The 19,860-nt window shown below is 70.4% G+C and carries 20 protein-coding genes; 15 read left to right on the forward strand and 5 right to left on the reverse strand.

Going from position 1 to position 19,860, the window contains the following annotated elements:
- The first annotated feature begins 96 nt into the window (after positions 1–96).
- From AW270_RS07020 to AW270_RS07040, 5 genes are all read left to right on the forward strand, one after another.
- Positions 97–750 (forward strand): response regulator transcription factor, encoded by a 654-nt coding sequence (locus AW270_RS07020; RefSeq protein ID WP_061291901.1) that lies wholly within the window; start codon positions 97–99, stop codon positions 748–750.
- Complete coding sequence (locus tag AW270_RS07025; RefSeq protein ID WP_061291903.1) at positions 747–2,069, forward strand: sensor histidine kinase; 1,323 nt, start codon at positions 747–749, stop codon at positions 2,067–2,069. Before AW270_RS07020 ends, AW270_RS07025 begins: the two co-directional genes overlap by 4 nt.
- A gap of 233 nt (positions 2,070–2,302) precedes the next feature.
- Positions 2,303–2,602: a DUF4193 domain-containing protein gene (locus tag AW270_RS07030; RefSeq protein WP_030454398.1), complete on the forward strand. Its 300-nt coding sequence runs from the start codon at positions 2,303–2,305 to the stop codon at positions 2,600–2,602.
- A 19-nt stretch (positions 2,603–2,621) separates the two neighbouring features.
- Positions 2,622–3,422 carry a hypothetical protein gene (locus tag AW270_RS07035; protein WP_061291906.1) on the forward strand — a complete coding sequence of 267 codons (801 nt, stop codon included), beginning with the start codon at positions 2,622–2,624 and terminating at the stop codon, positions 3,420–3,422.
- 162 nt (positions 3,423–3,584) lie between these two features.
- A complete protein-coding gene (locus AW270_RS07040; protein WP_061291908.1) occupies positions 3,585–4,958 on the forward strand; it encodes an alpha,alpha-trehalose-phosphate synthase (UDP-forming) in 1,374 nt (457 codons plus the stop codon).
- A gap of 118 nt (positions 4,959–5,076) precedes the next feature.
- Here the strand turns inward: AW270_RS07040 and AW270_RS07045 are convergent, their stop codons facing one another.
- A complete protein-coding gene (locus tag AW270_RS07045; protein WP_061291910.1) occupies positions 5,077–5,376 on the reverse strand; it encodes a DUF4235 domain-containing protein in 300 nt (99 codons plus the stop codon).
- 68 nt (positions 5,377–5,444) lie between these two features.
- Here AW270_RS07045 and valS point away from each other — a divergent pair, with 68 nt between their 5' ends.
- The 6 genes from valS (at position 5,445) to AW270_RS07075 (ending at position 11,502) form a co-directional block, all read left to right on the forward strand.
- Positions 5,445–7,967, forward strand: coding sequence for a valine--tRNA ligase (valS, locus tag AW270_RS07050; protein ID WP_061291912.1), 2,523 nt, complete (start codon positions 5,445–5,447; stop codon positions 7,965–7,967).
- Between the two features lie 42 nt (positions 7,968–8,009).
- On the forward strand, positions 8,010–9,185 hold the full coding sequence (locus tag AW270_RS07055) for an AI-2E family transporter (RefSeq protein ID WP_061291914.1): 1,176 nt from the start codon (positions 8,010–8,012) through the stop codon (positions 9,183–9,185).
- 11 nt (positions 9,186–9,196) lie between these two features.
- Positions 9,197–9,634: a dUTP diphosphatase gene (gene dut / locus AW270_RS07060; protein WP_030454392.1), complete on the forward strand. Its 438-nt coding sequence runs from the start codon at positions 9,197–9,199 to the stop codon at positions 9,632–9,634.
- Between the two features lie 14 nt (positions 9,635–9,648).
- Positions 9,649–10,338 (forward strand): DUF3710 domain-containing protein, encoded by a 690-nt coding sequence (locus tag AW270_RS07065; RefSeq protein WP_061291915.1) that lies wholly within the window; start codon positions 9,649–9,651, stop codon positions 10,336–10,338.
- Positions 10,339–10,408: 70 nt separating this feature from the next.
- The gene (locus tag AW270_RS07070; protein WP_061291917.1) at positions 10,409–10,795 is read left to right on the forward strand and encodes an OB-fold nucleic acid binding domain-containing protein; all 387 of its coding nucleotides are present in this window, start codon (positions 10,409–10,411) and stop codon (positions 10,793–10,795) included.
- Positions 10,796–10,815: 20 nt separating this feature from the next.
- The gene (locus tag AW270_RS07075; RefSeq protein ID WP_245674596.1) at positions 10,816–11,502 is read left to right on the forward strand and encodes a DUF3159 domain-containing protein; all 687 of its coding nucleotides are present in this window, start codon (positions 10,816–10,818) and stop codon (positions 11,500–11,502) included.
- An 18-nt stretch (positions 11,503–11,520) separates the two neighbouring features.
- Here the strand turns inward: AW270_RS07075 and AW270_RS07080 are convergent, their stop codons facing one another.
- Both AW270_RS07080 and AW270_RS07085 read right to left on the reverse strand, forming a co-directional pair.
- Positions 11,521–12,180, reverse strand: coding sequence for a potassium channel family protein (locus AW270_RS07080; RefSeq protein WP_061291921.1), 660 nt, complete (start codon positions 12,178–12,180; stop codon positions 11,521–11,523).
- Positions 12,180–12,851: a potassium channel family protein gene (locus AW270_RS07085; RefSeq protein WP_061291923.1), complete on the reverse strand. Its 672-nt coding sequence runs from the start codon at positions 12,849–12,851 to the stop codon at positions 12,180–12,182. The genes AW270_RS07080 and AW270_RS07085 overlap by 1 nt, the downstream gene beginning before the upstream one ends.
- Positions 12,852–12,949: 98 nt before the next feature.
- Between AW270_RS07085 and AW270_RS07090 the strand changes: the two genes are divergently transcribed.
- Positions 12,950–14,998, forward strand: a complete 2,049-nt coding sequence (locus tag AW270_RS07090) for an APC family permease (protein WP_061291925.1) — start codon at positions 12,950–12,952, stop codon at positions 14,996–14,998.
- Positions 14,999–15,005: 7 nt separating this feature from the next.
- Complete coding sequence (locus AW270_RS07095) at positions 15,006–16,238, forward strand: class I SAM-dependent RNA methyltransferase (RefSeq protein WP_061291927.1); 1,233 nt, start codon at positions 15,006–15,008, stop codon at positions 16,236–16,238.
- Between the two features lie 87 nt (positions 16,239–16,325).
- On the opposite strand, the gene AW270_RS07100 is transcribed toward AW270_RS07095, so the two are convergent.
- The gene (locus tag AW270_RS07100; protein ID WP_061291929.1) at positions 16,326–17,045 is read right to left on the reverse strand and encodes a hypothetical protein; all 720 of its coding nucleotides are present in this window, start codon (positions 17,043–17,045) and stop codon (positions 16,326–16,328) included.
- Positions 17,046–17,482: 437 nt separating this feature from the next.
- On the opposite strand from AW270_RS07100, the gene AW270_RS07105 reads away from it, so the two are divergent.
- Complete coding sequence (locus AW270_RS07105; protein ID WP_061291930.1) at positions 17,483–17,905, forward strand: hypothetical protein; 423 nt, start codon at positions 17,483–17,485, stop codon at positions 17,903–17,905.
- Here the strand turns inward: AW270_RS07105 and AW270_RS07110 are convergent.
- The gene (locus AW270_RS07110) at positions 17,847–18,818 is read right to left on the reverse strand and encodes a glycoside hydrolase family 18 protein (protein ID WP_157521744.1); all 972 of its coding nucleotides are present in this window, start codon (positions 18,816–18,818) and stop codon (positions 17,847–17,849) included. The genes AW270_RS07105 and AW270_RS07110 overlap by 59 nt on opposite strands.
- A gap of 80 nt (positions 18,819–18,898) precedes the next feature.
- On the opposite strand from AW270_RS07110, the gene AW270_RS07115 reads away from it, so the two are divergent.
- The gene (locus AW270_RS07115) at positions 18,899–19,810 is read left to right on the forward strand and encodes an LLM class F420-dependent oxidoreductase (protein WP_061291934.1); all 912 of its coding nucleotides are present in this window, start codon (positions 18,899–18,901) and stop codon (positions 19,808–19,810) included.
- Positions 19,811–19,860: the final 50 nt, after the last annotated feature.

Here is a 19,860-nt window from a genome sequence, read left to right on the forward strand (position 1 = left end):
CCTAAACATGGAAATTTCTCCATCTCGGGATGAGCCTTACCGTGCACTTACGGTCACTGCCGCGAGAATGAAGCCACCTGATGAAGGAGGAGCCCGATGCGGGTGCTTGTGGTGGAGGACGAGCGCGTGCTCGCCGACGCGATCGCGACCGGACTTCGCCGTGAGGCGATGGCCGTCGACGTGGCCTACGACGGCGCCGCCGCCCTGGAGAAGACGGGCTACATCGACTACGACGTGATCGTGCTCGACCGCGACCTGCCCAAGGTCCACGGCGACGAGGTGGCCCGGCGGCTGGTGGCGCAGCGCACCGCCTCGCGGATCATCATGCTGACCGCCAGCGGTGACGTCGACGACAAGGTCGAGGGTCTTGAGCTGGGGGCCGACGACTACCTGGCCAAGCCGTTCGTGTTCATGGAGCTGGTGGCGCGGGTGCGGGCCCTCGGGCGGCGCTCGGCGTCGGCGCTGCCGCCGGTCCTGGAGCGCTCGGGCATCCGGCTCGACCCCGGCAAGCGCCTGGTCACCCGGGACGACAACGAGATCACGCTGACCAAGAAGGAGTTCGCCGTCCTGGAGGAGCTGCTGCGCGCCGAGGGCGCCGTGGTCAGCCAGGAGGACCTGCTCGACAAGGCGTGGGACGAGAACATCGACCCGTTCACCAACGTGGTCCGGGTGACGATGATGACGCTGCGGAAGAAGCTGGGCGAGCCCCAGGTGATCGAGACGGTACCTGGAGTGGGGTACAAGCTGTGACGGAGCGCAAGGACGACGCCGCGCCCGAGACCCTCGACGTGCGGATGACCTCGACGATGGGCACCGGCCCCTACCGGCGGCAGCAGGCCCCGCCGCCGAGCGGCCCGCCCGTCTGGGACGGCCCGCCCCCGGGAGACCTCCACCCGGCCAAGCCCCCGCTCACCGAGCAGATCAAGGAACTGGCCGGACGCCTCAGCATCCGCTGGCGCCTCACCATCACCTACGGCGCGATGTTCTTCGCCGCCGGGGCCCTGCTGGTGTTCGTCATGTACTCCCTCGTCGGCTGGGCGATCAAGGACGCCTGGCCGCCGCCCGAGGACGTCGACCCGCTGATCCGCGACTGGTGGGCCGCCCTGCGCGGCCAGTCGATCGAGGTGGCCCAGCGCTACGTCCTGGAGCGGTCGCTGATGGCCCTGCTCGGCGTGGGCATCCTCGCGCTGATCCTCGGCTACGTCGTGGCCGACCGGGCGCTGCGGCCGGTCATCCAGATGACCGCCACCGCCCGCAAGCTCTCGGAGACCTCGCTGGCCCACGAGCGCATCGACCTCCAGGGCCCCGACGACGAGCTCAAGGAGCTGGCCGACACCTTCGACGCCATGCTCTCCCGGCTGAACAGCGCCTTCGACGCCCAGCGAAGATTCGTCGGCAACGCCTCCCACGAGCTCAGGACGCCCCTGGCGATCAACCGGACCGTCCTGGAGGTGGCCCTGTCCGACCCGGCCGCCTCCGAGGACCTGAAGGTGCTGGGCCGGACCCTGCTCGGCACCAACGCCCGGCACGAACGCCTCATCGAGGGCCTCCTGCTGCTCGCCCGCAGCGAACGCGAACTGTCGGTGCGCAAGGCCGTCGACGTCCAGGACGTCGCCAAGACCGCCGTCGACCAACTCGGCCCCTTCGCCGCCGAGGAGGACGTCGACGTCGAGTACGACCTGCACCCCGCCCAGGTCACCGGCGACCCGGTGCTGCTCGAACGCTGCGTCAGCAACCTGGTCGAGAACGCGATCAAGTACAACAACGAGTCCGGCGGAAAAGTCTGGGTGCGATCGGGAATCGTGGACGGGGCATCCGTTGTTCAGGTCGCCAACACCGGCATTCTCGTCCCGGCCTACGAGGTCGACGCGCTCTTCGAGCCCTTCCGGCGGCTGCACGCCGACCGGATCGAGTCGGCCAAGGGGGCAGGACTCGGACTGTCCATCGTGCGCGCCATCGTGCGCGCCCACGGAGGGACGGTCACGGCGGTCCCGCGTGACGGCGGCGGCCTCGTGGTGACGGTGCGACTGCCGGGCTCGGCCCCCGCGGCGACTCCCTCGGCGCGGTGATCGTGCCCTGCTGCACATCCACTCGCGCAATGTGGTTGGATGTGCCGTCGAACGCGGTGGGTCATCCCGCCAATGCTGTGGTTTCGCCATATTTGGCTAACCGGAGCCAAGGTGGGGAACACCCTCGCGAGGCAGGAGGTTCAGTGTCTATTCAACCGGGGTACCGATTGCCCGGTATGGGCGCCACCCTCCCGAAGCGTCAGAGATATAGATGAGGGGGATGGAGTACGCAAATGGCTACCGACTACGACAGCCCGCGCAAGACTGACGACGACCTGAGTGAAGACAGCCTTCAGGAACTCCAGGCGCGGCGCAGCGACAAGTCGTCGGGCAGCATCGACATCGACGAGACCGATCTGGCCGAGTCGCTCGAGCTCCCGGGGGCCGACCTGTCGAACGAGGAGCTCTCGCTCCGCGTGATTCCTCGGCAGGCCGACGAGTTCACCTGTTCACGGTGCTTCCTGGTGCATCACCGCAGCCAGTTGGCCTCGGAGAAGAACGGACAGCAGGTCTGCCGCGAGTGCGCGGCCTGATTCCGGGAAGGGTCCGTTGATGGCTTCAGAAGCGGATCAGACCAGAGATCAGAACAGAGATCCGAACAGCGGCGACGACGAAGTCGCTGAGATCATCGGCAAGCTCGTCAGCCAGGACGAACCGGGGGAAACTGACGGCGCCGAGCGGCGCAGGCTGCTCGGCCGCCTCAGCGGGGCGCTGGCCACGTCCGCCAGGAAGGCGGGCGCGAGCGGGGTCGGCCGCGGCCGCTGGCTGGCCGACCTGTTCATGAACGTCGCCATGCGGCTGCCGATCCGCGACCTGGCGACCCTGCAGGAACATCACTACGGCATGACCGGCGAGCAACTCGCCGACGATCTCGTCCGCACCGCGACGAAGGCCACCATGGCCGTCGGCGCCGTGGGCGGCGCGCTGGCCGCGGCGGAGTTCGCCGCGCCCCCTCTCCTTCTCTCCGCACCGGCCCAGCTCGTGGCCGAGACGATCGTCGTGGCGGCCATCGAGGTCAAGCTCCTGGCCGAACTCCACGAGGTCTACGGCGTCCAGGTGCCCGGCACCGGGCCCGCCAGGGCGGCGCAGTTCGCCGTCGCCTGGTCCAAGCAGCGAGGGGTCGACCCCCTGAAACCCGCGTCGGTCACGCTCGCCCTCGGGGCGGCGGCCAAGACCTCGCTGCGCAACCGGCTGATGCGCACCCTCGGCCGGCACCTCACCACCCTGGGCCCCTTCCTCACGGGAGCGGTCGCCGGCGGCACGCTCAACCGGCTCGCCACCAAGCGCCTCGCTCAGGCCGTGCGCACGGATCTCCGGCGTCAGCGGGGTCTTCCCCCCGCTCCGTCACGCTGATATCAAACCGTTACCATCTGGTCTAAACCAATAAGTAACAGGTCACGACCTGCGGGAGATCATTCTCACACTTCACGTTATGAATTGTGCACGTCGATGGGGGTATGGGCGGGTCCGGGGACCTTACGTATGGTTATCCGTAAGGCGATAACTGGAGGGCTCATGCGTGGCACCAGCTCGTTCCTGATCGTCGCGAACCGGTTGCCGGTCGACCGTGTGGGCGAAAAACAATGGCGCCGCAGTCCTGGCGGCCTCGTGACCGCGATCGCTCCGGTGATGCAGCGGAGAGACGGGGCATGGCTCGGCTGGCACGGCGCGGCCGGTGAGGAACTCAAGCCGTTCGACCACGACGGGATGCACCTCATCCCGGTGCCGTTGTCGCAGCTGGAGGTGGAGTTCTATTACGAGGGGTTCTCCAACGCCACCCTGTGGCCCCTCTATCACGACGTCGTGGCGACCCCCGTCTACTCACGGGTGCTGTGGGACGCGTACAAGGCGGTGAACGACCGGTTCGCGCGGGCGGCGGCCGACGCCGCGGCGCCCGGGGCGGTCGTGTGGATCCAGGACTACCAGCTGCAGCTGGTGCCGGCGATGCTGCGCAAGCTGCGGCCCGACCTGAAGATCGGCTTCTTCCTGCACATCCCCTTCCCTCCGGCCGAGCTGTTCTGGCAGCTGCCCTGGCGCAAGGAGATCCTCGAAGGGTTGCTCGGCGCCGACCTCGTCGGGTTCCAGCGGCCCGGCGGCGCCTCCAACTTCGTCCGGCTCGCCCGGCGGGTGCTCAACCTCCCGACCAGCCGCAACGAGATCCAGATGGACGACCGGATCGTCCGCGCCGAGGCCTACCCGATCTCGGTCGACTTCGGCTCCCTCGACCAGCTCGTGCGCGAGCCCCACATCATGACGCGGGCCAAGGAGATCCGGGCCGAGCTCGGCAACCCCGACCACGTGCTGCTCGGCGTCGACCGGCTCGACTACACCAAGGGCATCGGCCAGCGCCTCAAGGCCTACGGCGAGCTGCTCGCCGAGGGCCGGATCGAGCCCGGCGAGGCGGTGTTCGTGCAGATCGCCACGCCCACCCGGGAACGGGTCGAGGAGTACATCCGGCTGCGCAACGACATCGAGCTCCAGGTCGGGCGCATGAACGGCGAATACGGCCTGTTCGGGTGGTCGCCGATCAACTACATGCACCAGTCGTACAACCGCGACGAGCTGGCCGCCCTCTACTGCGCCGCCGACGTCATGGTCGTGACGCCGCTGCGCGACGGCATGAACCTGGTGGCCAAGGAGTACGTCGCCTGCCGCCACGACCTGCGGGGCGCCCTCGTCCTGAGCGAGTTCGCCGGCGCCGCCGACGAGCTCAAGCACGCCTACCTGGTCAACCCCTACGACATCGACGGCATGAAGCGCGCCATGATGACCGCCATGCACGAGCCCCCGCACGAACTCGGCCGCCGCATGCGGTCGCTGCGCCGCCGCGTCGCCACCCACGACGTGGACCGCTGGGCCAGCGACTTCCTGACGGACCTGGAGGCGTGAGCGTGAGCCCTGGTCGGCCGGAGGCTGGCCTGGGGTCGCGCCTCCGAATCCGCCCAATAGACAGGCGGCCCTCCGGGAAAGGCCGCCTGTCTGCAAGGCACAAGATCCAAAGCCTGGGTCAGTCCTTGAGCTCGTCCGTCACGTCCTGGGCCATGTCCTTCCAGTTCTTCCAGCGCTTGGCCGCCGCGCGGGTGGTGATGATGCGGGTGACCTCGATGCCGAGGCCCATCACGACCGCGTAGGCGATGGCCTCGCCGAGGCTGACGTCGGGGGAGTCGACGCTGGCCGGGGGTTTCTTGCCGGTGGCCTTCTCCCAGCCGAAGGACAGCACCTTCTTCGCGGCGAAGCCGACCGCCAGCCCCACCAGGCCGCCGACGATGCGCCACTGCATGTCCGGTTTCTCTTCCTTACCCGCCATGATCCCTCCTCGGTAACAGCCTTATTCTGGTGCGTCCGCCAGGCCCGTACGCCATAACATCTGGTGGCATGACGACTCAGCGACCACTGCCCCCCGACAGGCCCTCTCTCGACGGCTTGGAGCAGGCATGGGTAGCCCGCTGGGCCGCCGACGATGTCTACCGCTTCGACCGGACGCGCCCGCGCGAGCAGATCTTCTCGATCGACACGCCGCCCCCGACCGTCTCCGGATCACTCCACGTCGGCCACGTCTTCTCCTATACCCACACCGACACGATCGCCCGGTTCCAGCGGATGCGCGGCAAGTCGGTCTTCTACCCCATGGGGTGGGACGACAACGGCCTGCCGACCGAACGCCGGGTCCAGATCGTCTTCGGCGTCCGGTGCGACCCGTCGGTCCCCTACGACCCCGATTTCCAGCCGCCGGACAAGCCCGGCAAGCAGCAGGTGCCGATCTCCCGGCGCAACTTCATCGAGCTGTGCGAACGGCTGACCGCCGACGACGAGAAGGCGTTCGAGGAGCTGTGGCGGCGGCTCGGGCTGTCGGTCGACTGGTCGATGACCTACCAGACGATCGACGCGAACGCGCGGGCGGCGTCCCAGCGCGCCTTCCTGCGCAACCTCGAACGGGGGCAGGCCTATCTGTCGGAGGCCCCGACGCTCTGGGACGTCACGTTCCGGACCGCCGTCGCCCAGGCCGAGCTCGAAGACCGCGAGTGGCCGGGCGCCTTCCACCGCATCGCCTTCCACCTGTCGCCCGAGCAGCAGGCGCAGGGGTTCGCCGACCGGGTCTGGATCGAGACGACCCGGCCCGAGCTGATCCCGGCCTGCGTGGCGCTGGTCGCCCACCCCGACGACGAGCGCTACCGGCCGCTGTTCGGCTCGACCGTCCGCACCCCCGTCTTCGGGGCCGAGGTCCCGGTCCTCGCCCATCACCTGGCCGAACCCGACAAGGGCTCGGGCATCGCGATGATCTGCACCTTCGGCGACGTCACCGACGTCGTCTGGTGGCGGGAGCTCGAACTGCCCACGCGCGCCGTCGTCGGCTGGGACGGCCGGATGCTGCCGGACGCCCCGGAGGGCGTGAACGCGGAGCCGTACAAGGAACTGGCCGGGAAGACCATGCACAGCGCCCGCGAGCGCATGGTCGAGATGCTGCGCGACAGCGGCGAACTGGAGGGGCAGCCGCGGCCGGTGAAGCGGCCGGTCAAGTTCTACGAGAAGGGCGACAAGCCTCTGGAGATCGTGACCACCCGCCAGTGGTACATCCGCAACGGCGGGCGCGACGCCAAGCTGCGCTGGGAGATGCTCGACCGGGGGCGGGAGCTGATCTGGCACCCGGCCCACATGCGGGTCCGCTACGACAACTGGGTCGAGGGGCTGGCCGGCGACTGGCTGATCTCCCGGCAGCGGTTCTTCGGCGTGCCGATCCCGGTCTGGTACCAGCTCGATTCCGAGGGCGAGATCATCCACGAGGCGCCGCTGACGCCGCCCGAGAGCATGCTGCCGGTCGACCCGGCGAGCGACGTGCCGCCCGGCTTCACCGAGGACCTGCGCGGCAAGCCCTTCGGCTTCGCGGGCGACCCCGACGTCATGGACACCTGGGCGACCTCCTCGCTGACCCCGCAGATCGCGGGCGGCTGGGAGCGCGACGCCGACCTGTTCCAGCGGGTCTTCCCGATGGACCTGCGGCCCCAGGCCCACGAGATCATCCGCACCTGGCTGTTCTCCACGATGGTCCGGGCCCACCAGGAGGAGGGCGTGGTCCCGTGGAAGCACGCCGCCATCTCCGGCTGGATCCTCGACCCCGACCGCAAGAAGATGTCGAAGTCCAAGGGCAACGTGGTCACGCCCATGGGACTGCTGGAGGAGTACGGCTCCGACGCGGTCCGCTACTGGGCCGCCAACGGCCGTCCCGGCACCGACACCACCTTCGACACCGGGATGATCAAGATCGGCCGGCGGCTGGCCATCAAGATCCTCAACGCGTCGAAGTTCGTGCTGTCCTTCGACGACAACCCCGGCGAGGTCACCGCGCCGCTCGACCTGTCGATGCTGGCCGCGCTCGACGAGGTGGTCCGCGACGCCACCCGCGCGTTCGAGGCCTTCGACTACACCAAGGCGCTGGAGCGGACCGAACGGTTCTTCTGGGCGTTCTGCGACGACCACCTCGAACTGGTCAAGGCGCGCGCCTACGACGGCGACGCCTCGGCGGTGGCCGCGCTGCGCGCCGCGCTCGACACGCTGCTGCGGCTGTTCGCGCCGTTCCTGCCGTTCGTGACCGAGGAGGTCTGGTCGTGGTGGCGGGAGGGCTCCGTCCACACCGCCTCCTGGCCGTCGGTCGGCGGTCGCGGCGGTGACCCCGGCGTCCTGGAGGCGGTGGCCGACGTGCTGGCGCGGGTCCGCAAGGCCAAGTCGGCGGCCAAGCTGTCGATGCGGGCCGAGGTGGCCCGGCTCGACGTGCGCGGGGAGAAGGCCGACCTGGTCCGCCTCGCCCAGGACGACCTCTGCTCGGCGGGGAACGTCGAGGAGTTCGTGCTGGAGGCGGCGGAGGGTCCGCTTGTGGTGAAGACGGTCCTCGAAGAAGGCTAATCCGGTTGCGCGTCCGGCCTGTTCCCGTGCCAGGCTGGACGCGTGATCGCAGAACGTGAGCGGGCGGCCCACCCGGGGAAGGGCCGGCGGAGCGGGGACGTCCCGCCCACACTGAATCTCGTCGCGTCGTGGTCCTGGCGGCTGATCGTCATCGGCGTGGTCGTCTACTTCGTCGCCATGATCATCGCCAGGCTCAGCTTCGTGACCCTGCCGGTCGCGATCGCGTTCCTGCTGACCGCGCTGCTGTTCCCGATCACCAAGCGGCTGCGCCGGGCCGGGCTGCGGCCCATCTACGCCACGTGGCTGACCATGCTGGTCGCGCTGGCGTTCATCGGCGGCATCGGCTTCCTGATCGGCAACCGGGCCAACGAGGAGTTCCCCGGTCTGGTCGCGCAGATCCAGCGGACCGCCCGCGACGTGCAGAACTGGCTGCTCACCGGGCCGCTCCACCTGCGCGAGGCGCAGATCGCCGACTTCGTCGACGACCTCACCCGCCAGCTCAACGAGCAGCGCAGCCAGATCACCGACACCGTGCTGACCGGCGCGACCGCCCTCGTCGAGGTGCTGGCCGCGATCGTGCTGCTGCTGTTCGTGACGTTCTTCCTGCTCAAGGACGGCGACCGGATCTGGGCCTGGTTCCTGCGGGCGTTCGGCGGCGCGGCCGACCGGGTCGACCGCGCCGGGCGGGCCGCCTGGCGCACCCTGTCCCACTACGTGCTCGGCACGGTCGCGGTCGCGGCCGTCCACGCCCTGGTCATCGGCATCGTGCTGGCCGGGATGCGGGTTCCGCTCTGGGCGCCGCTCGCGGTGCTCATCTTCTTCGCCTCGTTCATCCCGATCGTCGGCATCTTCTTCGCCGGCGGCGTCGCGACCCTCGTTGTTTTCGGCTCCCAGGGCTGGGTGTACGCCCTGATCTTCGTCGGCGTCCTGGTGGTCGAGCAGCAGCTGGAGAACCACGTGCTGCAGCCCCTCATCGTGGGCCGGGCGCTGGAGTTCCACCCGCTGGCCATCATCATCGTGCTGGCCGTCGGCGGTGTGATCGGCGGCATCGCCGGGGCCGTGGTGGCCGTCCCGGTGACCGCGGTGATCTACCGGGCGCTGCCCGAGCTGCGCCGCGACCGGCCGGAGGAACCGCCCCGGATGATCGGACCGGCACCGCCTGAACCAGAGCCCTCACCAGGCGCGGGAGACGCGGTCCCGGGCGGCCCCAACCGGTAGGGTTGCGATCCATGAGTGTCGAGGTGCTGATCCACCGGCTCGACCCTGAGCTGCCGCTACCGGCATACGCCCATCCGGGCGACGCGGGTGCCGATCTCTACGCGGCAGAAGACGTCGAGTTGCTCCCCGGCGAGCGGGCCATGGTCGGCACGGGCGTGGCGATCGCGCTGCCCGACGGCTACGCCGCGTTCGTCCACCCGCGTTCCGGGCTCGCCGCCAAGCACGGTGTGACGCTCGTCAACGCGCCTGGAACGGTCGATGCCGGATACCGAGGCGAGATCAAGGTGACGCTGCTCAACACCGACCTCAAGGAGGCCGTCCGGCTGCGGCGCGGTGACCGCGTCGCCCAGCTGGTCATCCAGCGGGTCGAGAAGGCGGCGTTCTACGAGGTGGAGCGGCTGCCCGGTTCGGCGCGCGGCGCCGGCGGCTTCGGCTCCACCGGCAGATAGGAAAGGTGAACCAAGTGTTCCGACGCCGACGTGGCGCGGCCGAGACCCCGTCCGACAAGCCTTCCGACCCCACTCCGCGACAGGAGACCCCCGCCTCCGGTGGCTCGGGCCGTGAGTCCGGCCCTTGGGACTCCGCCGACAGCTACCCCCAGGCCGACCGGGTCGACCTGGGCGGGCTCCACCTGCCGATCGGGCCCGACTTCGAGGTCCAGCTCCAGGTGGCCGGCGAGCAGATCGTCGGCGCGCTGGTGCTGGCCCAGGAGAGCGCCCTGCAGCTCCACGCCTTCGCCGCCCCCAAGAAGTCCGGCCTGTGGGACGACCTGCGCGTCGAGCTCTCCCGTGACGTCGAGGCCGCCAAGGGCACGGTCGAGGAGCGCGAGGGCCCCTTCGGCACCGAGCTCCACGCCCACGTGCCGCAGGAGAACGGGCAGCGGGCGCCGATCCGCTACATCGGCGTCGACGGGCCGCGCTGGTTCCTGCGGGCCGTGATCACCGGCCGCGCCGCCGTCGACCCCAACGCCGCCGCGGTGCTGGAGGGCGTGGTGCGCGAGGTCGTGGTCGTCCGGGGCGACGAGCCGATGGCCCCCCGCGAGGGCATCGCGCTGCAGCTCCCGCCCGAGGCCCGGCAGGCCCTGGAGGAGCAGGCCGACGACGGGTCGTACAACCCGTACGAGCGTGGTCCGGAGATCACCGAAACGCGGTGAATTCCCGCTTTTGCCCGGTCGATATGGGACCGTTATGCACCTGGCGGCCCATCGCCTAGGCTGAAGCATCATGAGTACACAGGAGCCCGTCAAAAAGGGCGGACTACGAGGCTTCTTCCGCCGGTTGGCCACCAGCCAGGCCGAGCTGGAGGCGGCCGAACTCCGGGAAGGCCTCGAACCCGAAGGAGCCACGCCCATCGCGGCGTGTGGTGAGCGCCAGCGCTTCTGCGTGGCCGGTACTCTCCGTACGGTGACGCTCCGGCCGCGGGGCGGCGCGCCGGCCCTGGAGGCCGAGCTCTACGACGGCTCCGACGTCATCGACCTGGTCTGGCTGGGCCGACGCAAGATCGTCGGCATTGAGCCGGGCCGGGTGGTCCGGGCCGAGGGCCTCGTGAGCCTGCAAGACGGTCGCAAGGTCATGTTCAACCCCAGGTACGAACTGCGCCCAGCCGGGTGACGAGGAACGGTGAAGCACACGTGAGCACTGCCGAAGAGGCCGCGCCCCCATCGGTGACCCCGCCGGCGAGCGCCCACGAGTCCGTCGAGGCCGTCGTCCGCGCCCAGATCGCCAAGGCGTTCGGCGGCAAGCGGGGCACCGTCGAGGCGGCCGTGCCGACGATCGCCTTCACGCTGAGCTGGATCTTCACCGAAGACCTCAAGTTCTCCGTGATCCTGTCGGTCGCCCTGTCGGTGCTGCTGCTGATCGCGCGCATCGTGCAGCGGTCGACGCCGCAGTTCGTGCTCAACAGCCTCTTCGGCATCGGCATCGGCGCGTTCTTCGCGCTGCGCAGCGGCAACGCGGAGGACGCGTTCCTGCCCGGCATGCTGTGGATCGCCGTCGTCGAGGCGCTGATGATCCTGTCGATTTTGGTGCGCTGGCCGTTCCTGGGCTTCCTGCTCGGCGCGACCAACCCCGACGACCCGATCGCCTGGCACCGCGACAAGGGCATCGTCGACCTGTGCGTGAAGCTGTCGTGGATCATGGCGCTGCCCGGCCTGATCAAGCTGGCCGTGCAGATCCCGCTCTACCTCGCGGGGAACGTGTTCTGGCTCGGCATCGCCAAGGTGGCGCTCGGCTGGCCGGTCTACCTGGCCGCCCTGGCCACGGTCGGCTGGATGCTGGCCCGGGGGCGGACCGCCGCTCCCGAGGCCACCGCGTCGTAGCGAACGCGTCGTAGGGAACTAGTGGGGAGCGAGGAGCTGGGCCAGCTCCTCCTCGACCTCCTGGCTGGCCACGAACAGCAGTTCGTCGCCGGCCTCCAGCGGGTCGTCGACCGACGGCACCAGCACCCGGCCCTCGCGCAGGATCGCCACCAGGGCCGAGTCGGTCGGCCACGGCACCGAACCGGCCCGCTGGCCCACCACGGGCGCGTCTTCCGGCAGGGTCAGCTCGACCAGGTTGGCCTGCCCCTGGCGGAACGTCATCAGCCGCACCAGGTCGCCGACGCTGACCGCCTCTTCGACCAGCGCGCTGATCAGACGCGGCGTGGAGACCGCCACGTCGACGCCCCACGACTCGTTGAACAGCCACTCGTTCTTCGGGTGGTTGATCCGGGCGACCACGCGCGGCACGCCGTATTCGGTCTTGGCCAGCAGCGAGACGACCAGGTTGACCTTGTCGTCGCCCGAGGCGGCGATCACGACGTGGCAGGCGTTGAGCCCGGCCTCGTCGAGCGCGGAGATCTCACAGGCGTCGGCGAGCAGCCACTCGGCCCTCGGCACACTGTCGATCTTGATGGCCTTGGGGTCGATGTCGATCAGCAGCACCTCGTGGCCGTTCTCCAGGAGCTCGGCCGCGATCGACCGGCCGACGGCGCCCGCCCCCGCGATCGTGACGCGCATCAGTTCTCCTCGGTCTCGGCCGGAGTGCCGGACAGCACCTTGTTGATGTGGTCCATGTGATTGCCGGAGGCGACGACGTGGAGCACGTCTCCCTCCTGGAGCACGGTGTCCTCGCGCGGGACGACCGCCTCGCCCATCCGGTTGAAGAAGGCGACCCGCCCGCCGACAGCGGATTCGAGGTCTTTGGCGCGGGTGCCGATCCACGCCGGGTTGTAGGTCACCTCGGCCAGCACGACCGTACCCGTCGGGTCGCGCCACAGCGGCTCGGCGCCCTCGGGCAGCACCCGGCGCAGGATCTGGTCGGCGGTCCACCGCACGGTGGCCACGGTCGGGATGCCCAGCCGCTGGTAGACCTCGGCGCGCCGGGGGTCGTAGATGCGGGCGACCACGTTGTCGACGCCGAAGGTCTCGCGCGCCACCCGGGCGCTGATGATGTTGGAGTTGTCGCCGCTGGACACGGCCACGTAGGCCTGCGCGGACTCGATGCCGGCCTCTTCGAGGACGTCGCGGTCGAAACCGATCCCGGTCACCCGGCGGCCGCGGAACCCGGCACGCAGGCGCCGGAACGCCTGGGGATCACGATCGATGATCGCGACCGAATGGCCGTTGTCCTCAAGGATGTGGGCGAGCGTGGAACCCACGCGCCCGCACCCCATGATCACGATGTGCATGCTCCCCGCCGGTGTCGAGACGTCGATGGGGACAGTATCCCGCCTACGGGTACCGCCCCGTGCCGGTGCCCTGGTCAGGGAGGCTAGGCTTCTCAGTCGTGCCAAAGGTGACGGACCTCGTCAAGCGCCTCGTCGTCGGGCGCGCCTTGCGCAGCACCGAGCTGCACGGGCAGCTCCTGCCCAAGCGCGTCGCCCTGCCGGTCTTCGCCAGCGACGCGCTCTCTTCGGTGGCCTACGCGCCGCAGGAAATCCTCGTCATCCTCTCCATCGCCGGTGTGGCGGCCTACAGCTTCAGCCCGTGGGTCGCCGTCGGCGTCGTGGTGATCATGCTGACGGTGGTGGCGTCCTACCGGCAGAACGTGCACGCCTACCCCTCCGGCGGCGGCGACTACGAGGTCGCGACGGTCAACCTCGGCCCCAACGCCGGGCTCACCGTGGCCAGCGCGCTGCTGGTCGACTACGTGCTCACGGTGGCCGTGTCGGTCGCCAACGGCGTCGACTACGTCGGGGCGACCATCCCGTTCGTGGCCACCCACAAGCCGCTCGTGGCGATCGTCATCGTGGTCGTGCTGACGATGATGAACCTGCGCGGCATCCGCGAGTCGGGCGTGCTGTTCGCGATCCCCGTCTACCTCTTCATGGCCTCCGTGATCGGGATGATCCTGTGGGGGCTGTTCCGCCTGGGCGTCCTGGGCGACGAACTGCGCGCCCCCACGGCCGGGTTCGACGTGGTGCCCGAAGAGGTCGACCTGGCCGGGTTCGCCATGGCGTTCCTGATCCTGCGGGCGTTCGCGTCCGGGTGTGCGGCGCTGACCGGGGTCGAGGCGATCAGCAACGGGGTGCCGGCCTTCCGCAAGCCCAAGAGCCGCAACGCCGCGACCACGCTGCTGATGATGGGCATGGTCGCCGTCAGCATGTTCGCCGGCATCATCTTCCTGGGGCTGAAGGCGGGCGTGACGGTCGCCGAGCCGGCCCACGTCGCCGAGGGCCTGCTGCGCCCCGACGGCACGGCGGTCGGGCCCAACTACTACCAGGAGCCGATCATCTCGCAGGTCGCCTCGGCGGTCTTCGGGCCGGGGACGGTCCTGTTCATCCTGGTCTCGGCCGTGACGGCGCTGATCCTGTTCCTGGCCGCCAACACCGCGTTCAACGGCTTCCCGGTGCTCGGCTCGATCCTGGCCCAGGACCGCTACCTGCCCCGCCAGCTCCACACCCGCGGCGACCGGCTGGCCTTCAGCAACGGCATCATCATCCTGGCCGCCGGGGCGGGCCTGCTGATCTGGGCGTTCGACGCCGACGTCAGCAAGCTGCTGAACCTCTACATCGTGGGCGTGTTCGTGTCGTTCACGCTCAGCCAGACCGGCATGGTCCGCCACTGGACGCGGCTGCTGCGCACCGAGGCCGACGCCAAGGTCCGGTTCCAGATGATGCGCGCCCGGGTGATCAACGGCTTCGGCGGCGTGATGACCGGGCTCGTGCTCGTCGTCGTGCTGATCACGAAGTTCACCCACGGCGCCTACATCGTCTGCATCGCCATGCCGGTGCTGTTCCTGATGATGAAGGGCATCCGCCACCACTACGACGCGGTCGCGGCCGAGCTGGCCGCCCCCGAGGACGACGTCGACGCCTCGATGCTGCCGGCCCGCAACCACGCGATCGTGCTGGTCTCCAAGATCCACAAGCCGACCCTGCGGGCCCTCGCGTACGCCCGCGCCACCCGCCCCTCGGCCCTGGAGGCCGTCTCGGTCGGGGTCGACCCGGCGGAGTCGCAGCGGTTGCGGGAGGAGTGGGACCGGCGCGAGATCCCCGTGCCGCTGAAGATCCTCGACTCCCCCTACCGGGAGATCACCCGGCCCATCCTCGAGTACGTCAAGTCGCTGCGCCGCCGCTCCCCGCGCGACGTGGTGACCGTCTACATCCCCGAATACGTCGTCGGCCGCTGGTGGGAGCACCTGCTCCACAACCAGAGCGCCCTGCGGCTGAAGGCGAACCTGCTGTTCAAGCCGGGGGTCATGGTCACCAGCGTGCCGTGGCAGCTCCAGTCGGCCGACCGTGTCATCGGCCGCGCCGAACCGGCCGCGCCGGGGTCCGCACGGCGGGCCTACGGATCTCCGCCCGGTCAGTCCGGGGGCCGGCCCAAGGCATGATGGGGGGATGCTTGAACTGACGGTGGGCCAGGTGGCCAATGGCGGATGGTGCGTCGCCCGGCACGACGGGCGGGTGGTCTTCGTCAGGCACGCCCTTCCCGGTGAGCGCGTCCGCGCCCGGGTCACCGAGGAGACGGCCCGCTTCCTGCGCGCCGACGCGGTGGAGATCCTGGAGGCGTCCCCCGACCGGGTGACCCCGCCGTGCCCCTTCAGCGGGCCGGGGAAGTGCGGCGGCTGCGACTGGCAGCACGCCTCGCTGGAGGCCCAGCGCCGCCTGAAGGCCGACGTGGTGGCCGAACAGCTCTCCCGCCTGGCGGGCATCGACCGTGAGATCACCGTCGAGGAGGTCCCCGGCGCCCCCGACGGCCTGGGGTGGCGCACCCGCGTCCAGTACGCGACCGGCCGCGACGGCCTGCTGGGCCTGCGCCGTCACCGCTCCCACGAGGTCGAGCCGGTGACCGACTGCCTGATCGCCGCCCCGGAGATCGAGGAACTGCGCGTCGCGACCGAGGGCTGGCGGGGAGCCGCCTCGGTGGAGTTCATCGCCTCGACGGGCGGCGACAACGCGGTCGTGGTGACCCCCAAGCCCCACCGCGACGTGCGCATCCCCGACATCGACGCCAGCGTGATGCTCGACGAGGGCCGCCGGGGCACCCGGGTCATCCAAGGCCACGGCACTCTGGTCGAGCGCGTGGGCGACCGCGACTTCCGGGTCTCGGCCAGCGGGTTCTGGCAGGTCCACCCCGGGGCGGCCGAGACCCTGCTCGACGCGGTCCTCGACTTCGCCCAGGCCAAGCCGGGGGAGTGGGCCCTGGACCTCTACTGCGGCGCCGGCCTGTTCGCCGCCGGTCTCGCCGAGGCCGTCGGCCCGTCGGGGGCCGTGCTGGGCATCGAGTCCGAGGCGCAGGCCGTGCAGGACGCGCGGTGGAACCTCCAGGGCGTTCCCCAGGTGTCCTTCGAGCGCGGCCGGGTCGAGGAGGCCCTCGACCGGCTGGAGATCGAGCGCGCCGACCTCGTGGTGACCGACCCGCCCCGCGCGGGGCTCGGGCGGGGGGTCGTGGAGCGGGTGGCGAACCTGCGGGCGTCCAGGATCGTGTACGTGTCGTGCGACCCGGCGACGTTGGCGCGGGACATCAAGTGGTTCAAGGAGCTCGGATACGACCTGGCCGACATCCGCGCCTTCGACCAATACCCGATGACCCACCACGTCGAATGTGTCGCGTTGCTGGTCAGAGACTAGGAAGACACGCTGGCCCGGGGTTCCGCGGGCTTCGGGTGCTCCGCGGAACTCCAGGTCGCTCCATCGAGGACGCGCTGCCGGCCTTCTTCACTCCGATGGACGTGGTGACGGAGCTCCCGGAGAGACTGCTTCAGCGGGTGTGGGGCCGAAGAGCAGGCTGCGCTGCCGGCGCCAGATCTCCTGGTAGGACTCGTCCACTTTCCATCCCTTCGGGTCGACCATCCAGGCTGTCGTGGTGTCCTGGATGGTGGTGAGCTCGGCGATCTGATCGTTCGTGTCGCCGATCGACGTCCGGGTCGGCTCCGCGACGCCGCCGTCGAGGTTCGCCGCCAGGTCGCGAAGGTTCGTGGTCAGCCAGTCGGTCCGGAACCTGGTCACCTCCTGGCCCAGCCACGTGGTGAAGCGGCTGTGGATCCGCGACGTGCCGTACTGCCCCTGGATCCGGGTCGTGACGGTGGTGAGGGCGCCGAGAGCCGACCGGATCTCGCCGTCGTCGCGGGTGGGCAGGAGCCGGATGACCTCGCTCACGGCGTCGAGGAGTCGCGTGGCGATCGCCAGGCGCCGGTCTTCGAGGCGTGCGCGGTGGTCGCGACGTGCGATCCACACCGCGACCCCGATGGCGACCACCACGCCGAGGAACGCGCCGCCGAAGTCGGTCCAGATGATCTCTCTCCACACGTCGATCGAGCCGTCGTCCGGCGGAGCGACGCTGATGATCGGCGTCGTGATCGTGGGGAGCATCAGGTCCGTCTGCGTGACGGGGGGTTCGGGAGCCAGGGTCGACCCGGCGAACGAAAGATCCAGCACGTGCCGCAGAGTACCGACAATCGCCTACAAACCGGTCAGGCAGGGTGATGCGGCGTAGACGTCTACAGATCGACAAGACCGCGCCGGCCCGTCACCCTCAAGACCCGGTCCGGCGGGAACCAGCCCCGTGGGGCACCGATGCGAAGGAAGCCCCCTCTGGAGGATCCGACGCGGGAGATGTGCGGCCTGGAGATCTGCGCCGCCGCCCTCCAGGCTTGGACATTCCACCGAATCTGGCCCGGTTCGAGGACATCAGGACGCCTCGGCGACGGTCTCGCCGACTGGCGTCCGACTGCGGAGACCGCACAGTCGTGAGCCGGGCGGGTTATGACGCGCCACGGGGGCTGGAGGGCCTGGTACGCCAACCAATCAGGTCGGAAGCGCCGGTTCGCCGGGCCTGCGGGGCAACGCTTGGGGGAGAACCCCCGAGGAGCCTCATGAGGATCACCCTCTTACTGGGCCTCGCCCTGGTCCTGGCCGCCTGCGGCACCGGCGAGGCCGGCCCCGGCGCCCAGGCGCCCGACCCGGTCAACGCGGCCGCCTGCCTGGAGTTCGCGCTGGCCGCCGACGACCTCCGCGACGCCGCGAGCCGTCCGGCGGCCGACGTCGGCCAGGCTCTCGAACCCGCGCTGCGTCACATCGACCGGGCCGTCCAGGCAGCCAACGGCGAGGTCGAACCCGTGATGGACGACGCCGCTCTGGCCGCCGAAAGAGGCGACACCACGGCTCTGGTCAGTGCTCTGGCCGCTGTCGAGGGCGCCTGCCGCCGGGCGGGCACCCCGATCGAGGTGCCCTTACCGGTCACTGACGGGGGGCCGTCAGGATCTGGGAGACCTCTTCCGCCGGGGTCGCGCCCCTGACGGACAGTTCGCCCAGGCTGTTCCTGGTCTGGAAGGCGACCAGCGTCTTCGCGTCGGCCGCCGTCAGATCGTCGGGGCCGGCCAGGACCGGGGTCAGGCCCAGGTGGGGCCAGGCCGGGCGGTCGAGCATCCGGGTCAGCTGGCGGTTGGTCGCGTGGGCGGCGTCGGCCAGGGCGCGCAGGTTGTCGCGCCGGCCGGGGGCGAACGGGACCAGGACGTTGACCCTGCCGATCTCCGCGCCCGCCGCCCGGGTCGCCTTGAGCATCGCCCGGTCGGCCAGGGACAGGCCCGCCCTCGTCGCGGGGAGGGTCATCGTCACCAGCAGTTCGGAGCCGGCCCGCCGGGCCTCCTCCTGGAGCCGCTGGATCGCGACCGCCCGCCGCGTGGTCGTGGCGGCGTCGGCCGAGTCGGTCACCTCGAAGTCGATCGATTCGGGGCGGTAGGCCTTCAGCACCGCCCGGTAGGCCCGCAGCAGCCGGGCGGGGCCCGGGCACGTCGCGGCCAGCTCGGCGCCCTGGGGCCCGCCGAACGACAGCGCCACCGGGCGGCCGGTCTTGTGGAGCGAGGAGACCAGCGGTTTCTTCGCCGAGGCCGGGAGGCCGCTCCACGTCGGGAGGCAGCCGGTCGCGTTGACGTGGCCGACCAGGTAGGACGGGGCGCGGGAGATCCCGCCCTCGGCGCGGATCGCGTCGATGAAGGTCACATAGGGGACGGTCCGCTCGGCCTTGGGGGCCACGGCGACGGCGGGCGCGGCGGCGACCGGCGGGGTCACGGGGGCGGCCCACTCGGGGAGCGGCTCGGCCGGGAGCAGCCACAGCGCGGCGCCCGTGGCCGCGACCAGACAGGTCGCGGCGGCCGTGACGAGGGCGCGCGACGGCGTGCCCACAGGGCGGGGCCGGCTTGCGGATTCCACGTGCTATCACCACCGAGCGTCGCGCGACGACTACTATCCGCAAGGGACCATAGCAAGGGCCGGACGGCGATAATGGCCGAATGAAGTTGAGGATCTTCACGGAGCCCCAGGAGGGCGCGACCTACGACGATCTGCTCGCGGTCGCGCAGACGGCCGAGCGGCTCGGGTTCGACGCGTTCTTCCGATCCGACCACTATCAGGCCATCAACGCGGGCGACCCCGGGCCCGGCTCCACCGACGCCTGGCTCACCCTGGCGGCGCTGGCCCGGGAGACCGCGACGATCCGGCTGGGCACGCTCGTCACCCCCGCCACCTTCCGGTTCCCCGGGCCGCTGGCGATCAGCGTCGCGCAGGCCGACCAGATGAGCGGCGGCCGGATCGAACTGGGCCTGGGCGCCGGGTGGTACGACGCCGAACACCGCTCCTACGGCATCCCCTTCCCGCCGGTGAAGGAGCGCTTCGACCGGCTGGAGGAGCAGCTCGCGATCATCACCGGGCTGTGGGCGGCCGAGAAGTCGTTCTCCTACGCCGGGACGCACTACCAGCTCACCGACTCCCCGGCGCTGCCCAAGCCGGTGCAGGACCCGCTGCCGATCATCATCGGCGGCTTCGGCGCGACCCGCACGCCCAAGCTCGCCGCCACCTACGCCGCCGAGTACAACATCCCCTTCCGCTCGGTCGACGAGGTCGGCGAGGGGTTCGCCCGGGTCCGGGCGGCCAGCGAGCTGACGGGCCGGTCGCTGATCTACTCGGTCGCCCAGACCGTCTGCGTCGGCGCCGACGAGGCCGAGGTCTCCCGCCGGGCCGCCGCCATCGGCGAGAGCCCGGCGCAGCTCCGCTCCGGCGGCCTCGCGGGCACTCCCGAGGAGGTCGTCGACAAGATCGGCCGGTTCGCCGAACTGGGGGCCGAGCGGGTGTACCTCCAGGTCATGGACCTGTCCGACCTCGACCACCTCGACCTGATCGCCCGCGAGGTCCTGCCCCACGTCTGACCCGGCTACAGGCCCACCCTCGGTGTGCTCTGGTCGTACAGGAGAGAAGT

Origin of the sequence: Herbidospora cretacea (assembly GCF_001570605.1) — a bacterium.
In the GTDB taxonomy this organism is placed as follows: domain Bacteria; phylum Actinomycetota; class Actinomycetes; order Streptosporangiales; family Streptosporangiaceae; genus Herbidospora; species Herbidospora cretacea.